Origin of the sequence: Paraburkholderia sp. SOS3 (assembly GCF_001922345.1) — a bacterium.
Taxonomy (GTDB): domain Bacteria; phylum Pseudomonadota; class Gammaproteobacteria; order Burkholderiales; family Burkholderiaceae; genus Paraburkholderia.
In genome coordinates, this window is record NZ_CP018812.1 from 302946 (window position 1) to 326722 (window position 23777).

Consider the following 23777-nt stretch of genomic DNA (forward strand, 5'->3'; position numbering starts at 1 on the left):
ATTCCAGACGGCGCATCGCTTTTGACCCGGCGCGGCTCAGTCGTCCCATGTCCGCATCCCATGTCCGCATCCCATGTCCGCATCCGATAGAGAGGTAAACGAAAACGGCGGAGCCGCTATTACGGTCCGCCGTTTTCACCTGGACTGCTGTGCTTTACTACCCTTACCCGCGATTACTCGCGCCGTGTGGCGAGCTCCGCCCCCTGGCGCAGCGCTTCGAGCAGACTGCCTTCGTCGGCAATGCCTTTGCCCGCGATATCGAAGGCCGTGCCATGATCGACCGACGTGCGCACGACCTGCAAGCCAACCGTGACATTGACGCCTGCTTCGAGGCCAAGCACCTTGACCGGTCCATGTCCCTGGTCGTGATACATCGCGACCACGAGATCGAAATCGCCGCGCCCCGCACGGAAAAACAGCGTATCCGCCGGCAGCGGCCCTTCGATATTCCAGCCGCGCTCGCGCAGCTCCTGCACGGCCGGCACGATCTTCTCGTCCTCCTCGCCGTAACCGAACAAACCGTTTTCACCGGCGTGCGGATTGATCCCGCACACGGCAATCTTCGGATTCGCGATGCCTGCCTTGACGAGCGTCGCATGACCGCGCTCGATCGTGCGCTTCACGAGGCCCGGCTCGATCTTGCGGATCGCATCGATAATGCCGATATGCGTCGTCACGTGAATCACGCGCAATTGCGGTGCGACGAGCATCATCGACACTTCTTCGACGCCGGTCAGATACGCAAGCATCTCCGTGTGGCCCGGGAATTTGTGGCCGCCTGCATGCAGCGCTTCCTTGTTGAGCGGCGCCGTGCAGATCGCATCGATCGCGTTTGCCTCCGCAAGTTCGACCGCGCGCGCGATGTACTGATAGGCGCCATCGCCCGCAATCGGCGACAGCTTGCCGAACGGCAGGTCTTCGGGAATCAGGCCGAGGTCGATACAGTCGATGGTGCCGAGCTCGTAGCGCGCCTCGGATGGTTGCTCGATACGGCGCACCTTCGCCGCGCTGCCGACGATTTGCGCGGCGCGCTCGAGCCGCTTCGCGTCGCCGATCACGAGCGGCCGGCACTGCCGGTAAACCGTTTCATGGGCGAGGCTCTTGACGATGATCTCGGGGCCCACGCCGGCGGCGTCGCCCATCGTGATGCCGATTACGGGGAGATAGTGGCTCATGGCTTCCTGATGCTTCCGTTCAGAGGAGAGTTCGTTTGTTGCACGCGGCCCGCGCGCGCTGCGGACTGCAAATCGGTTTGCGCCCGCATCTCGGGATCGTCGCCCGGCTGCAGCGCCTGCTGCGCGCCGCGCAGATGCAGCCATGCGCCATACAGCGCATGCTCGCTGCCGAAGGCGCCGGCCTTCGTGACCACGGCAAGCTGCCGCCCCTCGTCCGACGGCTGCGCGACCGCGACGCCTGGCTCGACTTCGGACAGCAATTCGAGGCTGCCGATGCCCGCTGTGCCGAGCATCGCGCGCGCGGTTTCGCCGCCGGTCGCGATCAGGCCCGCGAGATGGCCGACGTGCGGCTCGACAAGCGCGGCAAGCGCGGTGGAAAGGTGCGCGCCTTCGGACGGATCGAACGCGTCGTCGCGGCCGATGCGCACGAGAAGATCGTTGCCGGCTGCGAGCGGCACGCCGATCGCGGCCTGCCATTGCATGCTGTCCGGATGACGTTCGAGGTCGCGCAGCACGGCAGGCGGCACGATCAGTTCGGCCATGCCCGTGCGCTCGCGCAGCAGCGCGCATTGCGCGCCGGACACGGCCGACAGGCTGCCCACCAGCGTCAGGATCGGCCCTTCGCGACGCGTCGGCGCCACGGGTGCCGGTGCGTCGTCGCCGAACAGGTCGGGGAGCGCCGCGAGTTCGCGCGCGAGACCGCCTGAGCCGACCCAGAAGAACGCATCGCCCAACGCCAGCGTTGCACGCGCGAGCAGATTCAGGTCGGCTTCGGTTTGCGCGTCGACGATCAATGCCTGCACGCCGGCGCGGATCTGTTCGGCGATCGACTGCGCAAGCAGGCCGGATTGCAGTTCGCGCATCCGTTCGACGGAGAGCTGCGCGGTGCGCAAACCGGCTTCTTCGAGCATGGGCTGCAGGTCCGCGGTCTTGCCAGCGTGCTCGAGCTGCCACGTCTCGGTTTCGCCGAGCGGCACGCCGCGCACGAAAACGCGGCCGTCGCGCACTGTGCGCCCTGTGGCCGGAAAAGCAGGCGCGACGATCGCAAGACCTGCCAACGGTTGCAGCGCCGCGACTTCGGCAACCCAGTTGCCGCGCAGCGTCGAGTCGATCTTCTTGTACAGACGCCGCTGCGATGCGCTCCGGCTCGTGCCATCCGCGCTCGCGCCCGGCGCACCGCCGAACGCCCGCCACGCTTGCGCCGCACGGCTTGCCGCGGCGGCCGGTGCGAGCCGGCGCGAATCCGTATCGAGCGCGATCACGGCGAGACGGCCGGCCGCCGCGTCGCGCGCGGCTTCAACCGCTTCGTCGGCGCCGAGCGCGACGACCGTGCGACGTCCGGCATTGGCAAAGCCAATCGCGCAATCGGCCGCGCCCGACAGGTCGTCGGCGACGATCAGCATGCTCACTGCACGGTCTCCCGGTTGCTGCCGACGCGTGGCGACGCCACGCGCTTTGCGACGGCCGCGGTCAGGATCGGACAGAGGATCGCGGTCACGACCACGCATGCGGCGACGAGCAGCGTCGCGCTCTTCGCGGCTTCCGCATACACGGGGTTTGCCGCGGCGATCAGCGCCGGCACCGCCGCCGCATTACCCGCCGTATTGGCTGCCGACACGCCGGCCACGCCGGTGCCGTTCGTCAGGCGATCGACGATGTAAAGGGGAATGCCCGTCACGATCACGACCGCGATACCGAGCCCGATGCCGAGCAGGCCCGCTTGCCAGACTTTGTGCAGATCGAGGCCGGCGCCGAGCGCAAGCGCGAAGAACGGAATCATGACCGGCACGGCGCGGCCGAGAAATTCGCGCATCTCGCGGTCGAGATTGCCGAGCAGCATGCCGAATGCGAGCGGCAGAATGCTGCCCACCAGGGTCTGCCACGGAAAAGCGGAGAGCCCCGCGACGCCGAGCGTGACCATTGTCAGAAACGGGCCCGACTCGAGCGACATGATCGAATACGCCCCGACGTCTTCCGAGCGTCCGTACTGGCCCATCAGCGCCATATAGAGGCCGCCGTTCGTGTCGTTCATCGCGGCGACGACAGCGAGCGTCGACAGGCCGGCGAACAGACCCGACGTGATCGGCTGCTCGCCGAGCAGGTGTCCGAGCGCAACCCCGACGACGATCGCCGTGCCGACTTTGGCGGCGAACAGCGCACCGCCTTTCTTCACGATATAGGGCGTCGCTTTCACGTCGATGCTCGCGCCCATGCAGACGTAGAACACCGCGAGGATCGGCAGCGCGCCGGTAAACAGTGCATTCGTGAACGAGCCGAAAAATTTCGGCATGTCCGGCAGGAAGGTCGCCACGAGCGCGCCCAGCAGCAACGGGACGATCATCATCCCGCCGGGCACGCGCTCGATCGCGCGCTTGATACGAATTTGAGCCATTTGAGGTGTCTCCCGATTGACTAAGGCTTACCGATTCGATCATTATTTTGATTGATTCGATCAAAATAGTGTAAGGCTCGATCGCTTGGCGTGCAACCCAAAGCGGGCCGAGGGTTTACGCTTAGGCTCAATGATCAGGCGTTTTCAGCCTTATCTGGATGGCCTCGGCGGAAATCATCGGAAAAATGTTGCGCGCCACGCGAAGCCCGAAATTGATCGATTCGCGCAAAATGCAAACCCGGTAAACTACGCCGTTTCGTCCCGCGCAACGGCCGTGCCGCGGGGCACAGGCCGCCTTTCGGAACCCGGAGCCCATGAAAGTAGCGAACCGTCGCGAGGCAATGCTCAAAGCCGTACTGTCCGGCATGACCGATGTCGGCGCGCTGTGCGAGCACTTCGGCATGTCGGAGGCCACCGTGCGGCGCGATTTGCGCGCACTCGCCGAAGAGCACCGCATCGTGCGCACCTATGGCGGCGCCGCGGCGCCTGTCGGCATGCATGAACCGGAAGAATCGCTCGAGACGCGGCGCCAGAGTTTTCGCGACCAGAAGGACGCGATTGCGCGCGTCGCGGCGGCACAGGTGCGCGACGGCGATACGATTTTTCTCGACGGCGGCACGACGACCGCGGCAATGGCACGGCTGCTCGCCGGCCGGCGCGACTTGCGCGTCGTGACCAACAACCTGCTCGCGATCGGCGTGCTCGCGTCGAGCGACGTCAGGATCACGCTGATCGGCGGCGATTTACGGCCGTCGAGCATGAGCACGCTCGGGCCCATTGCACAGCTCGCGTTGAGCCGCCTGTCGGTGGACAAGGCGTTTCTCGGCGCGGACGGCGTCGTGGCCGGACGCGGCCTGTGCGAGGCGAGCGCCGAGCAGGCCTATCTGAAAGAGTGCGTAATCCGTCAGGCCGCGAGCGTCTTCGTGCTCGTCACGTCGAACAAGCTCGACCATGCGAGCCAGCAGCACTGGACGCCGCTCGAACGCGCATGGACGCTCGTCACGGATGCGGCGCGCGAGGCGCCGCAGCTGGCGAGCTTCGTTCGCCACAGCGACGTGACCGTGTTGAGCGCCGCCGAAGAGACGGCATAAGACGTCGAGAAATACGCAGAGAAGACAGCGAGACGCGAACGCGCCGCGTCAGCACTTCTCCGCGCCGACCCGCGCGTCGAGCTCCTCGACGCGCACCGGCTCGCCAGCAGCGGTCAGCGTCGAAATCGCGACGATGCCGAGTATCGCCAGCACGGCACCGAAGCGGAAATCGGTCGCAATGCCCGCGCGGTCGACAATCGTGCCGCCGACCGACGAACCCACCGCGATTGCCACCTGAATGATGCCGACGAACATCGCCGACCCCGCTTCGGGCAGATCCGGCGTTGCGCGCTGGATCCACACGCTCATGCACAGCGGAATCGCGCCGAATGCGATGCCCCATGCCATCAGAACCGCCGTCACCGCGAACGCGTAGTGTTTGAAGAACGGCATCGTCACGAGGGCTGTCAGCAGCAGCACGACCATCGTGAGCAGCGCCCCTTTCAGGTTGCGGCCGACGACCGTCGACACCGCGAAATTCGACACAAACCCGATAATGCCGAAGCCGAGCAGCACCCACGTGATGCCCGATTCGCTGAAGCCCGCATCGCGCAGCAGAAACGGCGCGATATACGTATAAGACGAAAAGTGCGCGCCGAACACGAGCGCGACCATCAACAGACTCCTGCGCGGATGCGGGCGGCGCACCAGTTCGACGAGATCGGTGAAACGCAGCGCCGCGCTCGACGGCAACGACGGCAGCAGCACGGCCTGCGCGGCCAGCGCGACGGCAACCAGCACGCCGGTTGCCATAAAAGATACGCGCCACGAGGCAAGCTCCGAAATCAGCGTGCCGAGCGGCACGCCGATCACCGTCGCGCAGGTCACGCCGGCGAGAATCGCCGCCGTCGCGCGCGCCGCTTCGTGCAGTTTGACGAGCCGCCCTGCCGCCGCCAGCGCGAGCGTCCAGAAGCCGCCGAGGCTCGCGCCGAGCAGCGCGCGGCCGATCAGCATCACGGCAAAGCTCGGCGCGAACGCGGAGATCAGATTCGACGCGAGCAGCAAGACCGACAGTGCAATCAGAATGTAGCGCCGGTCGATACGACCCGCGCCGAGCATCATGCCCGGCGCCGAAATCGCTGCGATCACGCCGGGCGTCGTCACCATCAGGCCGGCCGTGCCCGGCGTCACGCCGAGTTCGCGCGCGATCTGCGGCAACAGGCCGACCGGCAAAAACTCAGTGGTCACGAACGCAAACGCGCCGATCGTCACCGCGCCGACTGCGAGCCACGCACGCAACGGGGACGAATCCTCGTTTTCCGGCGAACCGTTGCTTGCCGGGTTATTGCTTTCCATCATCATGATGAGGGCTGCTTTCAGTTAAACGAACATATCCGGACGAAGCGGGTTTGCACGTCGTTCATAACGACGTGCGCAAACTCGCAACAAACCCGCGCCGTGAATGCGGGCTTTTGTCTCCGGAAGCGGTCTTTGGATATGAGAAACGTCGCGCGTGAAAATCTGCTGCAACGCTTGGTGCAACGTCGAAACATGCCGTCGCGCCAGGTCGGGATCCGTGCAGATTCGACAATGCGGTGACCAGCGTGCCAACCGACGTGGTAACCCACGCGGACAGCCGGCGGCGAGCAAGGCGACACCTTACCACCGCGCACGAAGTCTTGCTGACGGTCATTCGCCGTATTGCGGCATGCGAAATCGCGTGAATAAAAGAAAAGGCCGCCAGCGGCAGCCAGACACTGCCGGATGACGGCCGAATAGAAAGCCAATAAAGAAGATCGCGAAATACGCCGCGCTTTTATTTGGATTTTTGAGCTAATGATTACGTATCGAGTTTCGGCGCGGCAGGAAAATCGACCGGCACGCGCGTCGTGCCGTGCAGATAGTTCGTCACGGTTTTGTCACCGATCACGACGATCGCGTCGACGATATTGCCTTTCGTCCAGCCGGCCGCGAAGAACGCGTCGACCAGCGACTGATCCGCGTGCCCGCGGTTCACAGCGATATTGCGCGTCAGGCGGGCGAGCGCGTCGAGCTTCGCGTCGAAGCTGGCCTTGCCGCTGCGGATCTCGAGAATCTGCTCGTCGGTAAAACCGGCCGATCGCGCGATCACGGTATGAGCGGCGAGGCAGTACTCGCAGCTATTCACTTCGCTGACCACCAGGTTCAAGACTTCGCGCGCCTTGCCGCTAAGGCTGCTCTTTGCGTTCTGAAACGCCAGGTAGTTGCCGAGCGCGTGCTCCGAATGAGCGAGCGTCGCGTAGAGGTTCGCCGTCCGCGTCGTTCACCGCCTGAGCGGCGTCGAGCGTGGCCGGAATCTCATGCTTGAGCAGCGCGATCAGCTTTGCGCTTTCGGCGGGGGTGGGCAGTATCTGGACGCGCGCGCGGTAGCTGCACGTTCCCCCTTCCCTGGCATCGATGGCAAGCTTACCAAACGTCGCTTCCGCAAACAGCAGGTCATCGCGCGTCTTGACGCCCGTGTGAAGGTGCAGGCTTAGGGTAACAGGACCGCGTTACGGGAGATCGGCAAGCGTTCCGCGCACCGCCAAGGCAGTGCGCGGAACCCTGCTAATTGTCGCTGTACAGCCCCCTATAGGAAACCTGACCAAGCAGGAAACCGAAGCCCGCGATGTCCTGCAAGCCCTCATTGACGCCTGATATTGTTAGCACCGCAGGCGCGCTTGCGATAGCAGCACGCATCATGACAGGGCTCACCATAGCCATCAGAAGTAGTTGCCGATTGATGCCTAGAAGCATCAGCGAGCCGGTGCCCCCAAACAGGTATCCGACTGCGCCTTCCAGATAAACCGTCGCACCTTCAAGGCTTTTCGGGTTATTCAGGTCGACGCCCTTGAACGACTCTGTTAGAAACAGCGTGCCCGCGCTAGTGAAATCCGCGGTCGATCCCGATCCACTAAGCTCGTCTTTCTTGAAGATGAATTTCGGCAATGACGCCCTTGGAACATGAAGTCGCTCGGCCAGCGAACTCGACATACTAGGGCCAAAGCCGCTGTACACGTACTGATGTGCGCTTTGTGAGGGGTCGTCCAGCACGAACATGCCCCCCTCCGCTCCAAATGAGCCAACTCCTAAGGTGACACCGGCGCTGGTATGAAAGCGCCATCCGCTTTTCCTGAGAATCTTCACTGAGTGTCCGCCTTGCCGGTTGATTCACCCTTAAGGCCAGCGAAAATAAAGATTGCAGACAGGCTCGACAGAAGACCCGGCCACCACCAGATCAGCATGACGTTATTGATAACCGCTGTGCCTCGCGGGTCGTCAACGTTGTATCGCACCTGCACGGTGTCGCCAACGTTGACAGACCACCAGGCACTCGCCGGCAGTTCAATGCGCTTCCGGTCCTTCGCAGTAAAGCTCACGATGGGGTGATGTCCGCTTGGACTAAGCCGAACTACCTGCCCGTCAGTTACAAGCGACGATTCATAGAAATGGATCGCCTGGCTAATGGCAAACACCGACGCTATTGCAGATGCGATTCCGACTGCGAAAGGGACCAAGTTTGCGTGTCTCATCGTTCGCTGTTCTCCCTGATGTCGAAGTTCGCAGTGACCGCTCCCGCATTACCCCCTCTAATGTCCTGCAGACTGTACTCCTGCTGCACGCGGGAAAAGGACAGTTTGACGTGTTCATAGTAGCCCTCACCAACCACTATCGGCTCAACGTGCGTGATTACGACATTACTCATTGTGATTATCAAAAAGTCGATGGGTATACCGCCCGCTTTTCGCATGGTCAGCACAACCTTCGGGATATGCCGTCCGGTCAGGCAGTAACGCATCAGGTTTGGGCTTGCCCGGTCAATCTGATGAACGAATTCGAGATCGTTGATGGTCGCCTTGGCAGCGCCACCACCCGCCCCTGAGAGCATCCCGGACGGCTGTGACATCTTCCATCGCCAGCTTGAAACCTCGATTTCGCCCCGGTGCGCCATGTCCCGAGATTCACCGCTGATGCCGTCAATCTTGACAAATATGTCAGACATTCGAATCCTCTCAAAAAAGATGGTGAGGCGCTTTTATCATTGTTGCAGATCCCGTTTGTCACAATTTGCAAATGTTCGATTTGGCGTGGTTTGACGCAGCGTGGCGCAGATCGTCGCGCTTCGGGTTCATGTGGAACACAAACGCGTCAAACACCTTGTATTCGTGGGACAAAGTGCCTATGCTCGCGGCAATATTAGGCTCACTATCGGCAGAGCCAAACGGCACGCCACCGCCGCCCTGGCAGTAGCAGCAGCACGAAGCCCGCACCGGACCCCATCCCTGTGCGGGCTTTGTGTTTGGGAGTTCCGAACATGCGCGGTCAATGGTCGCACCTGTACAGCACGCCCCGATGGCGCAGGCTGCGTGCGGCGCATCTCCGGGCGCATCCGTGGTGCGTGATGTGTCTTGAGCGGGGCGAGTACACGCACGCGAGCGTGGTCGATCACAAGCGCCCGCATCGTGGCGACACCCGCCTGTTCTTCGACGCAGGCAACCTGCAAGCCCCGTGCAAGCCCCATCACGACAGCACCAAGCAGTGGGAAGAACACCACGGCATGACGCGCGGTTGTGATGCGGACGGCAACCCGCGATGCGGTCACGGGCGCGCTGGCCGCCGTGGGCCTCGGGTCGGTGCCCACATGGTTACGCCCGTATGGGGTCCTGTCGAACGGCGAAAAATTCCGGGCGGACCTTGCACGCGTTGTGTGCGAAGCGCCTGAGGCAGTCGTGATCGACGAGTTCTCATCCGTGATTGACCGGCAGATCGCGCGGTTCGGTGCGCTTGCTTTTGGCAAGGCATGGCGACGCACGGGAGGTAAGTGCGTGCTGCTCTCCTGCCATTACGACATTCTGGACTGGCTGGAACCCGATTGGGTCTTCGACACGGCGACATGCCACTTCCAACGGGGGCGCTTTGGCAACGGCCAAAGTTTGACCTCGAGATTTGGCAGACGGACAAACGTTACTGGCACCTTTTTGAGCCGCATTACTATCTGAAACTTCCCGGCATGATTGCGGCTGTCCGTTGAGCTTGAAAGTGCAGTGAATTGGCATGAATCTACGCCCCTGTTAGAAAAAGGTTCAAAGTTTGTCCGGACCGATTTCTAGCAAACCGCTTTGAGCATGTTGTAAAAAACCGTCATCGCATGTCTCGCTTATGCTGGCTCTACAACCCGCCAAATGCATTGAAAAGCGACCCCGCCGTGGTAACGCCCGGCTGTTCTTCGACAAGGTACCTGCTGGGGCTGTGCAAGCCGCATCACGACGGCACCAGGCAGTGAAAAGAACGGCAATGCCGTCATGCCGGCTTTCAGGCAGCGATTTTTTTGAAATGCGACACTACCCGCCCCTCATCAGAGGCTCTACGCCACTCGCGGAGTTATGTCATATGTCTGAAGCAACGCAGTTCTGGATGGTCTCCGAGGCGCCGACGCCTGTCGCGCCCTTCTCGCACGCCGCCGAATCGGGCGGCTGGGTGTTCGTCACCGGCCAGATGCCGACATTGCCCGACGACGACTCCGCGCCGCTGCCCGAAGGCGTCGCCGCGCAGACCAAGCGTGTGATGGACAACCTGGTCATCGTGCTCAAAGGCATCGGTCTGGGCCTCGAGCACGTGGTCTGCGCGCGTGTGTTTCTGACCGAGTTCAAACGCGACTACGCCACGCTGAACGCCGTCTACGCCGCGTATTTCCCGCCGGGCAAACTGCCTGCGCGCACTTGCGTCGGCGTCACGGGGCTCGCGCGCGACGCGCTCGTCGAGATCGATTTCATCGCACGGCGCCCCGCCTGACAGCGCGATCCAGCCTGCTCGTCGACGCTCGTCTTCCAGACGTGCGGCGATGAAATGCCGTATCGTGGGTAACCCCTTTGCAATGCAAGGAGCCCATCCGATGCAGCAGCCTTCCATTCACGGCGGCCGGCGCCGCTTTCTGCGCACCGCAAGCAGCGTCACGCTCGGCGTGCCGCTCGCGATGTCCTTGCAGCAGCTTGCACGCGCGCAAGGCGACGCCGCACCGCTGCCGCGCATCGCGCGCCGGCCGATTCCGTCGACCGGCGAGCCGCTGCCCGTGATCGGCTGCGGCACGTGGCGCACCTTCGACGTCGGCGACGATGCGAACGCGCAGGCGCGGCTTGCGCGTGTGCTGCAGGTGCTGTTCGACGCGGGCGGCTCGACCATCGATTCGTCGCCGATGTACGGCACATCCGAGGCGGTGACCGGCACGCTGCTCACGAAGCTCGATGCGCACGGCAAGGCATTCGTCGCCACGAAGGTATGGACGCGCGGCCGCGAACAAGGCATTGCGCAAATGGAAGAATCGATGCGGCGGCTGCAGCAGCCGCACATCGATTTGATGCAGGTGCACAATCTCGTCGACTGGCGCACGCAGCTCGCGACGCTGCGCGACTGGAAAGCGCGCGGCAGGATCCGCTATATCGGCATTACGCATTACACGTCGAGCGCCTTTCCCGAGGTCGAAGCGGTCATGCGCAGCGAAAAGCCCGACTTCGTGCAGATCAACTACGCAGCCGACGACCGCGATGCCGAACAGCGCATCCTGCCGCTTGCCGCGGACCTCGGCATCGGCGTCGTGGTCAACCAGCCGTTCGGCGGCGGCGGGCTGATTTCGCGCGTCAGCAAGCGGCCGCTGCCCGCATGGGCCGCGCAGATCGGTTGCACGACGTGGGCGCAAATCCTGCTGAAATTCGTGCTCGCGCAACCGGCCGTGACAGTCGTGATTCCGGGCACGGGGCGTCCCGAATACATGATCGACAATGTGCACGCGGGCGTCGGCGCCTACCCCGACCAAGCGCTGTGCAAGCAGATTGCCGACGCGGTCAATGCGTAAGAATCTCAGGTTCGTCTGCCGGACGCTAAAGCGATCACCGCATTGGCTATAATCGCCACGCTCGATCGAAGACGCATGTGCAAGGAAGGTTTCGATGTCGCTGCCCGCTAGCTCAGCTCAACATTCGTCCCCGCCGAACGGGAATCTCGGCCATCTGTCGCGCGGTGTGTTTCTGCATACGGGCTGGCGCAGTGCCGGCACGTGGGTGTGGTCGAAGTTTCGCGAACTCGAATCGGTCACTGCGTTTTACGAACCGCTCAGCAATGTGATCGGCGAACTCAAGCTCGCGGATCTCGGCGTGCTGAAGCCCTCCTTCAATTCCGGCCACCCTGCGCTCGCTGCGCCTTACTTCGCCGAATATCGACCGTTCATGCGCGAAGGCGCGCGCGGTGTGCCCGGTTATCGCCGGCGTTTCAGCACGGACCGCTTCGGTGCGGCGCCCGACGCCGAATTTGCCGCATTGCACGCCTATCTGCACGAGTTGACTGAACGCACGCTCGATGCGGGCAAGATGCCGGTGTTCAAATTTTGCCGGTCGTCCGGAAGACTCCCGTGGCTCAAACACGCGTTTCCGGCGGCGCTGCATGCGGCCGTGATGCGCAACCCCGCTTCGCAATTCGCGTCGGGCTGGCTGTTGCATCAGGAATGGCGCAATCCGTTTTTTGTCGCGGCGCCATTGCGCGTGTTAGGGCTCAACCGGCGCGAGCCGCTCGTGAAGGCCGTGATCGACGCATGCGAAGTGCGGCTGCCGCCCGATGCGCCTGCATCGGACGATGCCTACGCTGCCGTTTGCGAGCAATACGCGCGCACGATCGAAGGCTCGCAGGCATATCGCGCGTTTATCGCGTTGTGGGCACTGTCCGCCGTGCGCATGGCGAATGCGGCAGATATCGTCATCGATATCGACCGGCTTGGCAGCGACCACGCGTATGCGGCCGATCGCGCCGCACAGCTTGCCGCGCGCAGCGGCATTGCGCCACGCTTAGACGATGCGCGCGATCTCGTCGACGAACTCAAAAGAACGCCGGCGCGCATTACCGGCATCGATGGATGGTCGATTCGCGCCGTGCACGGCGCCGTGCAGAAATTTGTCGATGCGCATGTCGTGGCTGCGCAAACGGCTGCTTCGACGCAAGCACTCGACGTGGCCGCGCTCGTGCGTGAAAAGCTCGCGCTCGCCGCGACGATTTCAGAGCCGTGGAGATAGGCCGGGAACGTTCGCCCATCAGCGCATCGTCAGCACAGCCGCACCCGATACTCGCCCGCCGCGTAAGTCGTCGAGGGCGCGATTGGCGTCCGCCATCGGATATGCCGTCGTCTCGATCTTCAATGGCACTTCGTTGGCAATCCGCATGAATTCGGCGCCGTCCTCGCGCGTCAGATTCGCAACCGACACGATGCGCCGTTCGCCCCACAGAAACGCATAAGGGAACGACGGTATGTCGCTCATATGGATGCCGCCGCAGACCACGATTCCGCCCTTTACGACCGCTTGCAGCGCTTGCGGAACGAGCGCACCGACCGGCGCAAACAGCAGCGCGGCATCGAGCGCACGCGGCGGCGACGTGTCGCTGCTGCCGGCCCACACTGCGCCGAGACGCAACGCGAGCTGCTGCGCGGCGCTGTCGCCGCTGCGCGTGAACGCATAGACGCTGCGCCCCTGATGACGCGCGACCTGCGCGACGATATGCGCCGCGGCGCCGAAACCGTAGATGCCGATATGTTCGGCGTCGCCGGCCATCGCGAGCGTCCGGTAACCGATCAGCCCCGCGCAAAGCAGCGGCGCCGCTTCGACATCGGTGTAGCGCTCGGGCACATGCAAGCAGTAGCGGCTTTCCGCGACGGTGCGTTGCGCGTAGCCGCCGTCGATCGTATAGCCGGTGAAGCCCGGCGTATCGCACAGGTTTTCGCGGCCGGCCGCGCAGAACCGGCAATGTCCGCACGTATGGCCGAGCCACGGCACACCAACGCGATCGCCGACTTCGAAGCCGGTCGCGCCGGCTCCAAGCGCCGCCACCGTGCCGACGATTTCATGGCCCGGTATGACCGGCCGCTTTGGATGATCGAGTTCGCCGTCCACCACGTGCAGATCGGTGCGGCACACGCCGCACGCGTGGATATCGATCAACAGCTGGCCCGCGGCCGGCGCGGGATCCGGCAGTTCGGTTTCGCGCAATTGCGGCCCGGAACCATCGAACAGCATCGCATGCATGAGCCCCCCTTCTCTCGCGAAGATCGTTCGCCCCGTTCCGAAGCATACCCTCCTCGCCCACCGGGCAATGTGCGTACGCGCCGTTTTCCGCAAAGCGGTGCGCACGCCAGCGATCAGCAATCGATGCTGCGCGCCAGCCACTTCGTATGCAGCACCTTGCAGAGCCGTCCGATCTCGGCCAGCACGTAAACAGGGCAGCTTGCCCCACCGCCCCCGACATCGGGCAACCACAAGCGGATAAACGCCGAAAACATTTCGAAGTCGGCGCGCGTCGGCAGAATGAAACGGTAGCCGCCCGGCAGCGGCGCCCACTTCGTGAGCTCGTGCAAATCGAACCAGTTCATGGCGCGATCTCCGGCCTGGACGCAAGCGGTCGTTGCGTCGGCATCGGGCGCCTGAATTCGCACAGGCGCATGTCGCGAGATATGCGCCGGAAGGCGGCGCGGTCGAGAGACGCCTTGCCCGAGCGGCAAATCGGCGCCCTCGCCGTGCCGCTGCCGGCATGGCGTTGCGTGAACTGCATGATGAATCCCCTCGGTTTTATTTCCGTGATGGCCGTGACGGCTGCGCGGTGTGCGTACAACCGGCCTTCGCGTCGTTACGTATGCACGGTCGAGCGCACGCGTAGCAACGTCTTTTGCGGCAGAGGGGAAGGGGGCGTAATGCAGGAGGCAAGCAGCGCTCGTGCGCCGCGGATGCGATAAAGCGATTTCATGTCGGACGTCCGGTTTTCAGATTGACTCATCGGATGCAAGATGCAGCCGAAATGGCGTATCGCGTGGAAATTCCGCGGGAAACGCCTCTGTCGCCTTGAACCGGCGTAGGTCGCGCCTTGCGGGCGCGTTAGACGCGAAACGCGTGCCAGCCGATGTCGCCACGCTTCTCGCGAAGCCGCACAGGCTTGCCGTGCAGGCATCGCGGGCCAACGAGGGTGCGCATCGGCGATCGGTGCACGCCATCGACGCACCATCAAGCGTCACGAAAACGGCGAGTGCTCGCGACCTGGCTTCGTGATTTTCACGGAATGTCGTAAAGCAAGCGCTGAATTTCAACTCTTACGGACAATCGCGAGCCGCTTCATCCGCGATTCGAGCGTCGTCGGCTTCACGCCGAGCCGCTCCGCCGCACCGGCCTTGCCGCTCACGCGCCAGCCGGTCTGCTCGAGCACGCGCAGAATATGCGCGCGCTCGTTTTGCTCGAGCGTGGGCTCCATGCAGGCGGCAGCCGCCCCGGCAGACGGAGCAGGAGCGGGCGGCGCGGCGGCGGCGGTCGCGACGGCGGCGGCAGTGGCGGCCGCGAACGAGACTGGCGTCGAAGCGCTCGCAGGCGCCGCCGCGTCGCCAAACCAGTCGCCGAGCGCCAGTTGCGAGCCCCGCGACAGAATCACCGCGCGTTCGATCACGTGCTGCAGTTCGCGCACGTTGCCGGGCCAGCGGTAACGTTCCAACGTCGCGAGCTGCCCGGCTGTCAGCGCATCGACATGCTTGCCGTACTTCGCCGCATAACGGCGCACGAAATGCGCGGCCAGCGGCGCCACATCTTCGGGACGCTCGCGCAGCGGCGGCAGCATCACGGGAAACACATTGAGCCGGTAATAGAGATCGGCGCGGAAACGCCCGGCGGCGGCTTCGTCGGCAAGACTGCGGTTCGTCGCGGCAACAATGCGCACATCGACCTTCTGCGTGCGCACCCCGCCGAGCCGCTCGAATTCGCCTTCCTGCAACACACGCAACAGCTTCGCCTGCAGATCGAGCGCAAGTTCGCCGACTTCGTCGAGAAAAAGCGTGCTGCCGTCGGCCAGTTCGAAGCGTCCCGCCTTGCGCGCGAGCGCGCCGGTAAATGCGCCCTTCTCGTGGCCGAACAGCTCGCTCTCGATGAGGTTCGCCGGCAGCGCCGCGCAGTTCAGCTTGACGAGCGGCTTGCCGTGCCGCGGGCTCAGCTTGTGCACGACCTGCGCGATCAGTTCCTTGCCCGTGCCGGTCTCGCCGCTGACGAGCACCGTCGCGTCGGTGGCCGCCACCTGCCGCACTTGCTGCATCACCTTGTCGAGACCCGTCGCGCCGGCCACGGGCTCGTACTCGCTCGCTTCGCGCAGTTCGTCCTCGAGATAACGGTTGAGCCCGCGCAACTGCCCGACTTCGGCCTGTGCCTTTCGCCGCTCGGCGATGTCGCGCAAGATCAGCGTGTAGATTGCCTGCCCGTGCCCTTCCGCATACGACAGGCTCGCTTCGATCGGAAACGGCGTGCCATCCGCACGCACCGCGTTATGCCCTTCCGGCACCCACATCGGCGCGGCGCCCGGCTCGGCGCGCAGATAGTCGCCGAGCAGCCGGCACAGCGGCTGCGCGAGAAAGCGGCTGCACGGCGCGCCGATCGCCGCGCGCGCGTCGCAGCGGAACACGCGTTCGGCCGCGCGATTGAAAAACGTGATGCTGCCCGCGCGATCGAGCGCGACGACCGCGTCCATCATCGATTCGACGATGCCCGATAGCCGCGCTTCGCTTTCGAGCAGGCAATGGCGCAAGCGCTGCAATTCGAGGTGCGTGCTGACGCGCGCGAGCACCTCGTCGTGCTGGATCGGCTTCGTGATGTAGTCGACAGCGCCAAGCACGAAGCCCTTCACCTTGTCGACCGTTTCGGTCAGCCCGCTCATGAAGATCACCGGAATTTCGCGCGTCGCCGGGTTTGTCTTCAGGCGCTCGCAGGTGGCGAAGCCATCGAGCTTCGGCATCAGCACATCGAGCAGGATCAGATCGGGGCGCATATGGTCGAGCTGCTCGAGCGCGCTTTCGCCGTCTTCGGCAACCGACACCGCAAAGCCGTGCGAACTCAGCAGTTCGAGCAGGATCGACAGGTTCGCCGGCGCGTCCTCCACGATCAGTATCAGCGGGCGGCCGTCGCTCGCAAAATCGCCGGCGAAGCGTGCGCCGCTCATCGCGTCCTCGCGAGACCGGCAAGCCAGCGGCGTAGCGCCTGCATCCTGTATGCACCGCCCAGCGCGCGCAATTGCGCGACGAACGGCGCGTAGGCGCGATCCGCCTGTTCGATTCGCGCCGCTTGTGCAAGCAACTGCGTGATGTCGCCGCGCGCCGCGAGTTCGACGAAGCGCCGCAACGCATCGGCGGGCGGCGCAATGAGCGGGGCATCCGGCAGTTCCGTCGAAGTCGGCGCGTCCGCTTCGGCGTGCCCAGCCGAACGTGCGTCCTCAGCGTCGCTGTTTGTCGCATAGACGGGATTCAACGAAAGATGCGCGCACAACAATTCGAGTAGACGCTCCTGGCGAAACGGCTTCGGAATAAACGCGTCCGCGCCCGCTTCGAGACAGCGCGTGCGGTTGTGTTCGAACGCGCTCGCCGAAATCGCGAAGATCACGGTGCCGGCCAGTTCGGCCATCGCGCGAATCCGGCGCGTTGCGGAGAGGCCGTCGACACGCGGCATACGCATGTCCATCAGAATCGCGTGCGGCCGCAGACGCACCGCTTCGCTGATCGCGGACTCGCCGTCGGCGGCTTCATGCACGAGAAAACCGAGCGGCTCGAGCACATCGCGCAACAGGCTGCGCCCATCCTCTTCGTCGTCGACCACGAGCACCGTGCGCCGCTCGCCTTCGACCGCGGTCAGGAGCCGCTCTTCGACCACCGCCGGTCGTACCGTCACCGGCGGCAGATCGAGCTCGAACCAGAAGCGGCTGCCTTCGTGCGGCGTGCTCGCGACCCGCAAATCGCCGCCCATCAACTGCACGAGCCGCTTGCTGATCGCAAGGCCCAGCCCCGTGCCCTCGACCACCGTCAACGGATCGCGCACCTGATGAAACACGTCGAAGATCTCCGACAGATGCTCGGGCTCGATACCCACACCCGTATCTTCGACGACGAAGCACACGCGGCCTTCGTGCATGCCTGTTTTGAGCACGACGCCGCCGCGCTGCGTGTATTTGATCGCGTTGTCGAGCAGATTCATCAGCACCTGACGCAAGCGGCGCTCGTCGGCGCACACGAGCGCCGGAAGCTCGGACCACTGTGCACGCGTAAACGCGAGTCCTTTGGCCTGGCTGCGGCTGCGCATGATTGCGGCAATGCTTTCGAGCATGGTTGGCAGATCGAAGCTGTCCGAGACCAGATCGAGCGTGCCGGCTTCGATCTTCGCCATGTCGAGAATCTCGTCGATCAGCCCGAGCAGGTGTTCGCCCGACTGCCGGATCACGTTGAGCGCCTTGCATTGCCGCTCGGACAGGTCGGCTTCGCGGCGCAGCAATTGCGCGTAGCCGAGCATGCTGTTGAGCGGCGTGCGCAATTCGTGGCTCATGCTCGCGAGAAATTCGGATTTCGCGCGATTCGCCGCTTCGGCCGCTTCTTTTGCCTTGCTCAATTGCGCTTCGCTTTCGCGCAATGCGACTTCCGCGCGCTTGCGTTCGCCGATGCCGATCACGCTGCCGCGTATCAGCCGCCGCGCCGGATCGGGCAGCCGCACGAGCCTCACTTCGCAGGGAAACAGCACGCCGGCCGGATCGACATGCGTCCATTCGAACACGGGCACGCCGCCGTTTAACGCATCGTCGATTTTTTCGCGCGCCGCTTCGCTCGACAGGCGCCCGTCCGGTTGCCGCTCGGGGCTCAGTTCGACGGGGCCGATCGAGAGCAGCGAGGCGCGGTCGTAGCCGTACAGGCGCGTGGCCTCGTCGTTCACTTCGATGAAGCGCAGCGTATCGACGTCGAGCAGCGTGATCGCGTCGGGCGCGTACGCGAGCATCGTCGACATGCGCTGCTCGCTCTGGCGCAACGCCTTTTCCGCGCGTTCGCGCTCGTGCCGCTCGACCGCAAGCGCGATCAGATTCGCCAGCGCAATGCCGAACAGACGATCTTCGGTGGTCCACGCGAGCGGCGGCCCGATCTGCTCGAGGCACAACACGCCGTCCACGTTGCCTTGCACGCGAATCGGAATATCGAGCATCGCGGTGACGCCGAGCGGCGTCAGATAGCTGGTGCCGAACTCGCAGGTGCGCGGATCGCGATGGGCGTCGTCGGCGACGATTGCTTCGCTCGATGCGAGCGCTGCGAAATACGCGGGATACGACTGCGCGCGCAACTGCGCGCCGTCGCTGTGGCGGTTCGTGCTGCACTCGTACAGATCGAGGCAATGAATCGCCGTGCGCGCGCTGTCGTAACGCCACAGGCTCGCGCGCGCGACACTCATCAGGCGCGCGGCCGTTTCGGTGATGAAGCGCAGGGTCTCTTCGAGATGCTCGCCGTGCGAGACGTCGATGCGCGATAGTGCAGCGAGCGCGGCCTGCTGCTCGAGCAGGCCTTCGCGCCTGACACGCGGACTCGAATACGGAGTGGTGGATCGCCCTGAAGTAGTCACCGCGTTCTTCCCCAGGCTGCACACAGATGCAATGCGAATAGCGGGTACTTTACACCTTGCCTTCAACGTTTGACAGCGATTGCAGCGCATGCTTTTCGTGTGAAGTAAACGTCGCCGTTTCCCGGAAACGCTCACCTTTCAGGGCAACTGCGTAGTTGCGCGAGCATCCCGCTGCCGCCCTGATCGCGCAACGCTTCGTTCTCCGTCATGGGCAACGCGCGTCGACGCGCCACCCTTTTCCGTTTAATTGCCTACGATTGAAAGCTCATGCAACGCCGGGCGCGCGCTGTCGCGGCGCAGCATCGATCACCCCATCCGGAGAACCGAAATGGCGACGTGGAAACCCGATCCCACTTTCTATCCGTCGGCACGACTCGCAGGCGGCGCACCGAAGGAGACGCTTGCCTATGTCGCGAGCTTCGACCCCTTGCGAAAGCTGCCTGACGATATCGCCGTGGTCGATGTCGACGCTTCCTCGGCCGACTACGGGAAAATCGTCAAGCGCGTCGAGATGCCGAACGTCGGCGACGAGCTGCACCATTTCGGCTGGAATGCGTGCAGCTCCTGTCTGTGCCCCAATGCGCCGCATCCGCATTCGGAACGACGTTATCTTGTCGTGCCGGGGCTGCGTTCGTCGCGCATTCATATCATCGATACGAAGCCCGATGGCCGGAACCCGAAAATCGTGCGCGTGCTCGAGCCCGACGAAGTCGCATCGAAGGCCGGTTATACGCGGCCGCATACCGTTCATTGCGGGCCCGCCGGCATCTATGTCGCGTCGCTCGCGAACGACAAAGGCGACGCGCCGGGCGGCATCTTCCTGATGGACCACGAAACGTTCGATATTCGCGGCCGCTGGGAAATCGACCGCGGCCCGCAGGAACTCGCTTATGACGTGTGGTGGCATCTCGGCTACGACACGGTCGTCACGAGCGAATGGGGGCTACCCGCGACCTTCGAAAACGGCCTCGTGCCGGACGTGCTGCTCGGCGGCAAATACGGCCACCGTCTGCACTTCTGGGACATCAACACGCGCAAGCACAAGCAGGTCATCGATTTCGGCGCGGAAAACCAGCTCGTTTTCGAACTGCGCCCCGCGCATAACCCGACGAAGGCACACGGCTTCGTCAATTCGGTAATCAGCCTCAAGGACCTTTCGTCGTCGATCTGGACGTGGTACCGCGACGGCAACGAGTGGGCGGCGCGCAAGATCATCGAAATCCCCGCCGAGCCGGCCGATGCGGATGCGTTGCCGCCCATGCTCAAGGGCTTCGGCGCGGTGCCGCCGCTCGTCACCGATATCGCGCTGTCGCTCGATGACCGTTACCTGTACGTTTCGTGCTGGGGCACCGGCGACCTGCGCCAGTACGATGTGTCGGATCCATTCCGTCCGGAACTGACGGGAACGGTGCGCATCGGCGGCATCGTATCGCGCGCGACGCATGCGGGCGCGGACGGCAAGCCGTTGAACGGCGGCCCGCAAATGGTCGAGGTCAGCCGCGACGGCAAGCGCGTGTACTTCACGAACTCGCTGTACGGCGCGATCGACGATCAGTTCTATCCGGACGGGCTCGACGGCTGGATGGTCAAGCTCGATGCGGCGCCGGGCGGCGGCCTTGCGTTCGACCCGAAGTTCTTCCTCGAGTGGCCGGACACGCATCGTCCGCACCAGATTCGCCTCGAAGGCGGCGATGGTTCCTCCGACTCGTACTGCTATCCCTAACGCGTGCAACGGACACTTTATGAACGACCTGTTTGCGGGCGGCCTCGCATCGACGTGGGCCACCGTGATCGGCAGCGGCGTATTTCACGGCGTGAATCCGGCGATGGGATGGCTGTTCGCTGCCGCGCTCGGCCTGCAGCGCGGCAGCCGCAAAGCGATGCTGCTTGCGCTGCCGCCGATCGCGCTCGGTCACGCGGCGTCGGTGCTGCTCGTGATGACTTCGGCGATCGCGTTCGGCGTGTTCGTGCAGACTTCGCATCTGCGCGTCGCGTTGGGCGCGATATTGATTGCGTGGGCCGTGTATCACCATCTGTATGGGCATCGTCATCGCGCGAGGGTGGGAATGACGGCGGGATTCATCGGGCTCGCGCTATGGTCGGCTGCGATGGCAACGATGCACGGCGCGGGCTTGATGCTGATTCCGGCGCTGCTGCCGGTTTGTGGTGGAGCATCCGCTGTTTCGGCTTCCGCCTCCGCTTCGATCGCTTCCGGTGCGGCGGCAAGTCTGCTGCCTTCGTCGTTGCAGATGGTGGGACAGATGACGGCGCTGCATACGATCGTCACCCTGGTGACCGAAGCCGCGATTGCGTTCGCGGCCTATGAATACCTCGGGCTCGGCCTGCTGCGACGCGGGTGGATCAATTTCGACTGGCTGTGGTGCGGCGCGTTGACGCTAACGGGCGCGCTGCTGATCGTGACGGCGTAGGCACTGAAACGGCTCTGTGCTTTCACTTTTTGCGGATCCTTTCCATGTTCCCGGATATCCTCACCTCTTGCGTTCGGGCTCCCGGATCGGCTCACCATCGAAAGACGGCTTCAACCCTTCATCCACATGCGTAGCCGGTCGCGCCAACCCGCATGCAAATGCCTGCGCGCCGTCCAGTTATAGTCCGGACAAACTCGCGCGCGCCATTCGTCGGCCTCGCCCGTGAAGCGCGAAACGCCGAACTGCTGCGGCGCTTCGAACAGGTCGAGATACGCGCGGCGATAGTGCTCGATCATCGCGCGCTCCGCATAGTGCGTCTCCATCCAGCGCCGCGATGCCGCGCCGATTTCCTCACGCAGCGTTCGGTCCGCGAGCAGCGCGCGCAACGGCGCTTCCGCCTCTTCGAGCCGTACGTCGACCCACGGCAAATCGGTTGCGCCGGTCAGCCTGCGCAATTGCGACTGCACGCGCTGGTCCAGATAGCCGAGCGTCGGCTTGCCCTGCGCCAGCGCTTCGAGTCCGCTCAGGTGATAATTGCCGGTCACGCATTCGTCGATTGCGACGGCGGCATGTCGCTTGAGAAGCAGACACTGATCGTGTGGCGTGTCGACGATCAGCTGCAAGCGGCACAGTCCCTCGCGTTCGAGCTTGCGCAACAACGCGAGTGTTTGCGGCACTCCCTTCGTCTCCCAGCGCGCTTTCCATGCCGATGCACGACCGCTCGGCGAAAACGTCACGATCGGCGTGCCGTCCGCTTCGGGATGAGGCAAATAGCGCGGATCGTCAATCGGCACCACATTCGGCACGACGCGCGCATAGGGATAAAAGCGTTCGGGGCCTTGCGCGATCACCAGCTGCGGCACCCCTTCCCGCACGATGCGCTCGATCAGGCCCGCATCGCCGTTCGCCCATAAATCCGGCGCGGAGTGGTATTGACGGATCAGCCTCTTGTCGCCGAATCGCTGCGCAAAATTCGCACCGAAAGTCTCATCGAACGAGAAGTATTGGTGAATGTGGATCACGTCCGCTTCGGCGATCGCGTCTAGCGCTTCCTGCTGCTGGGTCCGCCAGTCGAGGTCGATGGCGAATGTGCGTGTCCGGTAGGCAGCGGCATTGAATACCACATGACGCGCGCGAATATCGGTGAGGCGGTTGAGCGCCGACACGATATTGCCGGGGCTGCCAGCCACCGGCGTGTTGGATAGATGAACGACCTTCATTGAATGCGGCTGCGGTGGCAATTGCGCGATTGCGGCTCAGGCCTGCATTTTCCGCGCGGCACGCGTGCGCAGACCGACTAGCGAGTGCCAGCTTCGCTTCTCGAAGATTCCGGCGTCGAGTGCGCTCTCCATCGACAGATTGACGACGCGCACGCCACGTTGCTTCAGCAAGGCCGACGCCTGCCTGAACGAAGGCTCGATATGCGCGCCGAAGTTCCGGTCGAGCGCGCTCGGTTGCATGTTGCCCCCGGTTTCGTAGAAGCGCGGCGTGCGCGACGCATTGCGCAGATCGACGCCATGCAGAAATACACTGTCGAAACCCAGCGAATGCAGCACCTGCAAGCCCGCATATGCAACCGTGCAGCCGTCGAATACGCCGTGCCGTACATCGAGGCTAAAACCGAGCACGCGCTCTTCATCGAACAAAACGAGGTCGCTGCGCGCAGACGACGCGTTCAGATCGCGGCCGCGCAAGGCACGTTTTCCGGCCGGATACTGCACGTCTTCGATCACGAACACCCGGCAGCGCATGCCGTCCAGCGGAAAATACTGCGCGATATACCAGAGCACGAGCGGCGTGGCGAACAGAACGAGCGGCTGTCGCAAGATGCGCGCAACGAGATCGGGCCGATTGCGCGCGAATCCTGCATCGACAATGCAGTAGTAATCAAAGCGCAAGTCGTGCCGGTCCTGCAGCGCGATGGCGCCATTGACGCCCATCACGTGATCGAGATCGAGTTTGCTGTAGTCGATCGCATTGATCGATGGACCCGCCGCAATCAGATGACACGCCCCGGTATGCGAGCCGAGCAGCGCCGACGTGTTTTCGATAGCGAGCCGGTGTCGCCCGATACGCATCGCCGCAATGCATCGTTGCGCATCGCGATCGATCGACACCGCGCGCCACAGGCGCTCGTTATGACGATACGCGCGCGAATGGGTCCAGCGATAGAACAGCTTGCAGAGCGTGGCGGATAACCGCCGGGTCCGGCGCGGCCATACATAGGCGCTAGCCTCCGGCGCTTCCGCCGAGGCATCGCCTAACGATACCGTCCGGTCGACTGACAGCATAGGGTGTCCCCAGCAGTG

Annotated in this window: 22 protein-coding genes; 8 read left to right on the forward strand and 14 right to left on the reverse strand. The window is 63.8% G+C overall.

What is annotated here, in order from left to right; all coding sequences use genetic code 11:
- Nucleotides 1-173: 173 nt before the first annotated feature.
- The 3 genes from pdxA to BTO02_RS21410 are packed head-to-tail and all read right to left on the reverse strand — an operon-like array spanning nt 174 to nt 3567.
- Nucleotides 174-1175: a 4-hydroxythreonine-4-phosphate dehydrogenase PdxA gene (gene pdxA / locus BTO02_RS21400; RefSeq protein WP_075159261.1), complete on the reverse strand. Its 1002-nt coding sequence runs from the start codon at nt 1173-1175 to the stop codon at nt 174-176.
- Nucleotides 1172-2584, reverse strand: a complete 1413-nt coding sequence (locus BTO02_RS21405; RefSeq protein WP_083615299.1) for a four-carbon acid sugar kinase family protein — start codon at nt 2582-2584, stop codon at nt 1172-1174. Before BTO02_RS21405 ends, pdxA begins: the two co-directional genes overlap by 4 nt.
- Complete coding sequence (locus tag BTO02_RS21410) at nt 2581-3567, reverse strand: 2-keto-3-deoxygluconate permease (RefSeq protein WP_075159263.1); 987 nt, start codon at nt 3565-3567, stop codon at nt 2581-2583. Before BTO02_RS21410 ends, BTO02_RS21405 begins: the two co-directional genes overlap by 4 nt.
- A 314-nt stretch (nt 3568-3881) precedes the next feature.
- Between BTO02_RS21410 and BTO02_RS21415 the strand changes: the two genes are divergently transcribed.
- Complete coding sequence (locus BTO02_RS21415; protein WP_075159264.1) at nt 3882-4658, forward strand: DeoR/GlpR family DNA-binding transcription regulator; 777 nt, start codon at nt 3882-3884, stop codon at nt 4656-4658.
- Nucleotides 4659-4706: 48 nt separating this feature from the next.
- Here BTO02_RS21415 and BTO02_RS21420 read toward each other — a convergent pair whose 3' ends face one another.
- Both BTO02_RS21420 and BTO02_RS21425 read right to left on the reverse strand, forming a co-directional pair.
- The gene (locus BTO02_RS21420) at nt 4707-5960 is read right to left on the reverse strand and encodes an MFS transporter (RefSeq protein ID WP_075159265.1); all 1254 of its coding nucleotides are present in this window, start codon (nt 5958-5960) and stop codon (nt 4707-4709) included.
- Nucleotides 5961-6438: 478 nt separating this feature from the next.
- Nucleotides 6439-6837 carry a carboxymuconolactone decarboxylase family protein gene (locus BTO02_RS21425; protein WP_083615300.1) on the reverse strand — a complete coding sequence of 133 codons (399 nt, stop codon included), beginning with the start codon at nt 6835-6837 and terminating at the stop codon, nt 6439-6441.
- 100 nt (nt 6838-6937) lie between these two features.
- Here BTO02_RS21425 and BTO02_RS34400 point away from each other — a divergent pair, with 100 nt between their 5' ends.
- Entirely contained in the window at nt 6938-7114 is a 177-nt protein-coding gene (locus BTO02_RS34400) for a hypothetical protein (RefSeq protein ID WP_156883937.1), read from the forward strand.
- 70 nt (nt 7115-7184) lie between these two features.
- Here the strand turns inward: BTO02_RS34400 and BTO02_RS21435 are convergent, their stop codons facing one another.
- From BTO02_RS21435 to BTO02_RS21445, 3 genes are all read right to left on the reverse strand, one after another.
- Nucleotides 7185-7676 carry a hypothetical protein gene (locus tag BTO02_RS21435; RefSeq protein ID WP_075159266.1) on the reverse strand — a complete coding sequence of 164 codons (492 nt, stop codon included), beginning with the start codon at nt 7674-7676 and terminating at the stop codon, nt 7185-7187.
- 83 nt (nt 7677-7759) lie between these two features.
- The gene (locus BTO02_RS21440; protein WP_198039302.1) at nt 7760-8092 is read right to left on the reverse strand and encodes a DUF3592 domain-containing protein; all 333 of its coding nucleotides are present in this window, start codon (nt 8090-8092) and stop codon (nt 7760-7762) included.
- A gap of 53 nt (nt 8093-8145) precedes the next feature.
- Entirely contained in the window at nt 8146-8619 is a 474-nt protein-coding gene (locus tag BTO02_RS21445) for an Hcp family type VI secretion system effector (protein WP_075159268.1), read from the reverse strand.
- A gap of 571 nt (nt 8620-9190) precedes the next feature.
- Here BTO02_RS21445 and BTO02_RS21450 point away from each other — a divergent pair.
- From BTO02_RS21450 to BTO02_RS21465, 4 genes are all read left to right on the forward strand, one after another.
- A complete protein-coding gene (locus tag BTO02_RS21450; RefSeq protein ID WP_198039303.1) occupies nt 9191-9616 on the forward strand; it encodes a hypothetical protein in 426 nt (141 codons plus the stop codon).
- A 391-nt stretch (nt 9617-10007) separates the two neighbouring features.
- Nucleotides 10008-10409: a RidA family protein gene (locus BTO02_RS21455; protein WP_075159269.1), complete on the forward strand. Its 402-nt coding sequence runs from the start codon at nt 10008-10010 to the stop codon at nt 10407-10409.
- Nucleotides 10410-10509: 100 nt separating this feature from the next.
- Complete coding sequence (locus BTO02_RS21460; protein WP_075159270.1) at nt 10510-11466, forward strand: aldo/keto reductase; 957 nt, start codon at nt 10510-10512, stop codon at nt 11464-11466.
- A gap of 94 nt (nt 11467-11560) precedes the next feature.
- A complete protein-coding gene (locus tag BTO02_RS21465; RefSeq protein WP_075159271.1) occupies nt 11561-12673 on the forward strand; it encodes a hypothetical protein in 1113 nt (370 codons plus the stop codon).
- An 18-nt stretch (nt 12674-12691) separates the two neighbouring features.
- Here the strand turns inward: BTO02_RS21465 and BTO02_RS21470 are convergent, their stop codons facing one another.
- From BTO02_RS21470 to BTO02_RS21490, 4 genes are all read right to left on the reverse strand, one after another.
- On the reverse strand, nt 12692-13678 hold the full coding sequence (locus BTO02_RS21470; protein ID WP_075159272.1) for a zinc-dependent alcohol dehydrogenase family protein: 987 nt from the start codon (nt 13676-13678) through the stop codon (nt 12692-12694).
- Between the two features lie 113 nt (nt 13679-13791).
- Nucleotides 13792-14022: a hypothetical protein gene (locus BTO02_RS21475; protein ID WP_075159273.1), complete on the reverse strand. Its 231-nt coding sequence runs from the start codon at nt 14020-14022 to the stop codon at nt 13792-13794.
- Between the two features lie 704 nt (nt 14023-14726).
- Nucleotides 14727-16613: a sigma 54-interacting transcriptional regulator gene (locus BTO02_RS21485; protein ID WP_075159275.1), complete on the reverse strand. Its 1887-nt coding sequence runs from the start codon at nt 16611-16613 to the stop codon at nt 14727-14729.
- A complete protein-coding gene (locus tag BTO02_RS21490) occupies nt 16610-19039 on the reverse strand; it encodes an ATP-binding protein (RefSeq protein WP_075159276.1) in 2430 nt (809 codons plus the stop codon). Before BTO02_RS21490 ends, BTO02_RS21485 begins: the two co-directional genes overlap by 4 nt.
- A gap of 328 nt (nt 19040-19367) precedes the next feature.
- On the opposite strand from BTO02_RS21490, the gene BTO02_RS21495 reads away from it, so the two are divergent.
- Complete coding sequence (locus BTO02_RS21495; protein ID WP_075159277.1) at nt 19368-20762, forward strand: selenium-binding family protein; 1395 nt, start codon at nt 19368-19370, stop codon at nt 20760-20762.
- A 19-nt stretch (nt 20763-20781) separates the two neighbouring features.
- The gene (locus tag BTO02_RS21500) at nt 20782-21468 is read left to right on the forward strand and encodes a hypothetical protein (RefSeq protein WP_075159278.1); all 687 of its coding nucleotides are present in this window, start codon (nt 20782-20784) and stop codon (nt 21466-21468) included.
- Nucleotides 21469-21578: 110 nt separating this feature from the next.
- Here the strand turns inward: BTO02_RS21500 and BTO02_RS21505 are convergent, their stop codons facing one another.
- The gene (locus BTO02_RS21505) at nt 21579-22688 is read right to left on the reverse strand and encodes a hypothetical protein (protein WP_075159279.1); all 1110 of its coding nucleotides are present in this window, start codon (nt 22686-22688) and stop codon (nt 21579-21581) included.
- Between the two features lie 36 nt (nt 22689-22724).
- Nucleotides 22725-23759, reverse strand: coding sequence for a hypothetical protein (locus tag BTO02_RS21510; RefSeq protein ID WP_083615302.1), 1035 nt, complete (start codon nt 23757-23759; stop codon nt 22725-22727).
- Nucleotides 23760-23777: the final 18 nt, after the last annotated feature.

Bases quoted from the DNA above. Each gene is read 5' to 3' on its own strand.
- pdxA (WP_075159261.1), bottom strand. From the start codon at position 1,175: ATGAGCCACTATCTCCCCGTAATCGGCATCACGATGGGCGACGCCGCC.
- BTO02_RS21410 (WP_075159263.1), bottom strand. From the start codon at position 3,567: ATGGCTCAAATTCGTATCAAGCGCGCGATCGAGCGCGTGCCCGGCGGG.
- BTO02_RS21415 (WP_075159264.1), top strand. From the start codon at position 3,882: ATGAAAGTAGCGAACCGTCGCGAGGCAATGCTCAAAGCCGTACTGTCC.
- BTO02_RS21420 (WP_075159265.1), bottom strand. From the start codon at position 5,960: ATGATGATGGAAAGCAATAACCCGGCAAGCAACGGTTCGCCGGAAAAC.
- BTO02_RS34400 (WP_156883937.1), top strand. From the start codon at position 6,938: ATGCTTGAGCAGCGCGATCAGCTTTGCGCTTTCGGCGGGGGTGGGCAG.
- BTO02_RS21435 (WP_075159266.1), bottom strand. From the start codon at position 7,676: ATGTTCGTGCTGGACGACCCCTCACAAAGCGCACATCAGTACGTGTAC.
- BTO02_RS21445 (WP_075159268.1), bottom strand. From the start codon at position 8,619: ATGTCTGACATATTTGTCAAGATTGACGGCATCAGCGGTGAATCTCGG.
- BTO02_RS21450 (WP_198039303.1), top strand. From the start codon at position 9,191: ATGCGGACGGCAACCCGCGATGCGGTCACGGGCGCGCTGGCCGCCGTG.
- BTO02_RS21455 (WP_075159269.1), top strand. From the start codon at position 10,008: ATGTCTGAAGCAACGCAGTTCTGGATGGTCTCCGAGGCGCCGACGCCT.
- BTO02_RS21460 (WP_075159270.1), top strand. From the start codon at position 10,510: ATGCAGCAGCCTTCCATTCACGGCGGCCGGCGCCGCTTTCTGCGCACC.
- BTO02_RS21465 (WP_075159271.1), top strand. From the start codon at position 11,561: ATGTCGCTGCCCGCTAGCTCAGCTCAACATTCGTCCCCGCCGAACGGG.
- BTO02_RS21470 (WP_075159272.1), bottom strand. From the start codon at position 13,678: ATGCATGCGATGCTGTTCGATGGTTCCGGGCCGCAATTGCGCGAAACC.
- BTO02_RS21475 (WP_075159273.1), bottom strand. From the start codon at position 14,022: ATGAACTGGTTCGATTTGCACGAGCTCACGAAGTGGGCGCCGCTGCCG.
- BTO02_RS21485 (WP_075159275.1), bottom strand. From the start codon at position 16,613: ATGAGCGGCGCACGCTTCGCCGGCGATTTTGCGAGCGACGGCCGCCCG.
- BTO02_RS21495 (WP_075159277.1), top strand. From the start codon at position 19,368: ATGGCGACGTGGAAACCCGATCCCACTTTCTATCCGTCGGCACGACTC.
- BTO02_RS21500 (WP_075159278.1), top strand. From the start codon at position 20,782: ATGAACGACCTGTTTGCGGGCGGCCTCGCATCGACGTGGGCCACCGTG.
- BTO02_RS21505 (WP_075159279.1), bottom strand. From the start codon at position 22,688: ATGAAGGTCGTTCATCTATCCAACACGCCGGTGGCTGGCAGCCCCGGC.
- BTO02_RS21510 (WP_083615302.1), bottom strand. From the start codon at position 23,759: ATGCTGTCAGTCGACCGGACGGTATCGTTAGGCGATGCCTCGGCGGAA.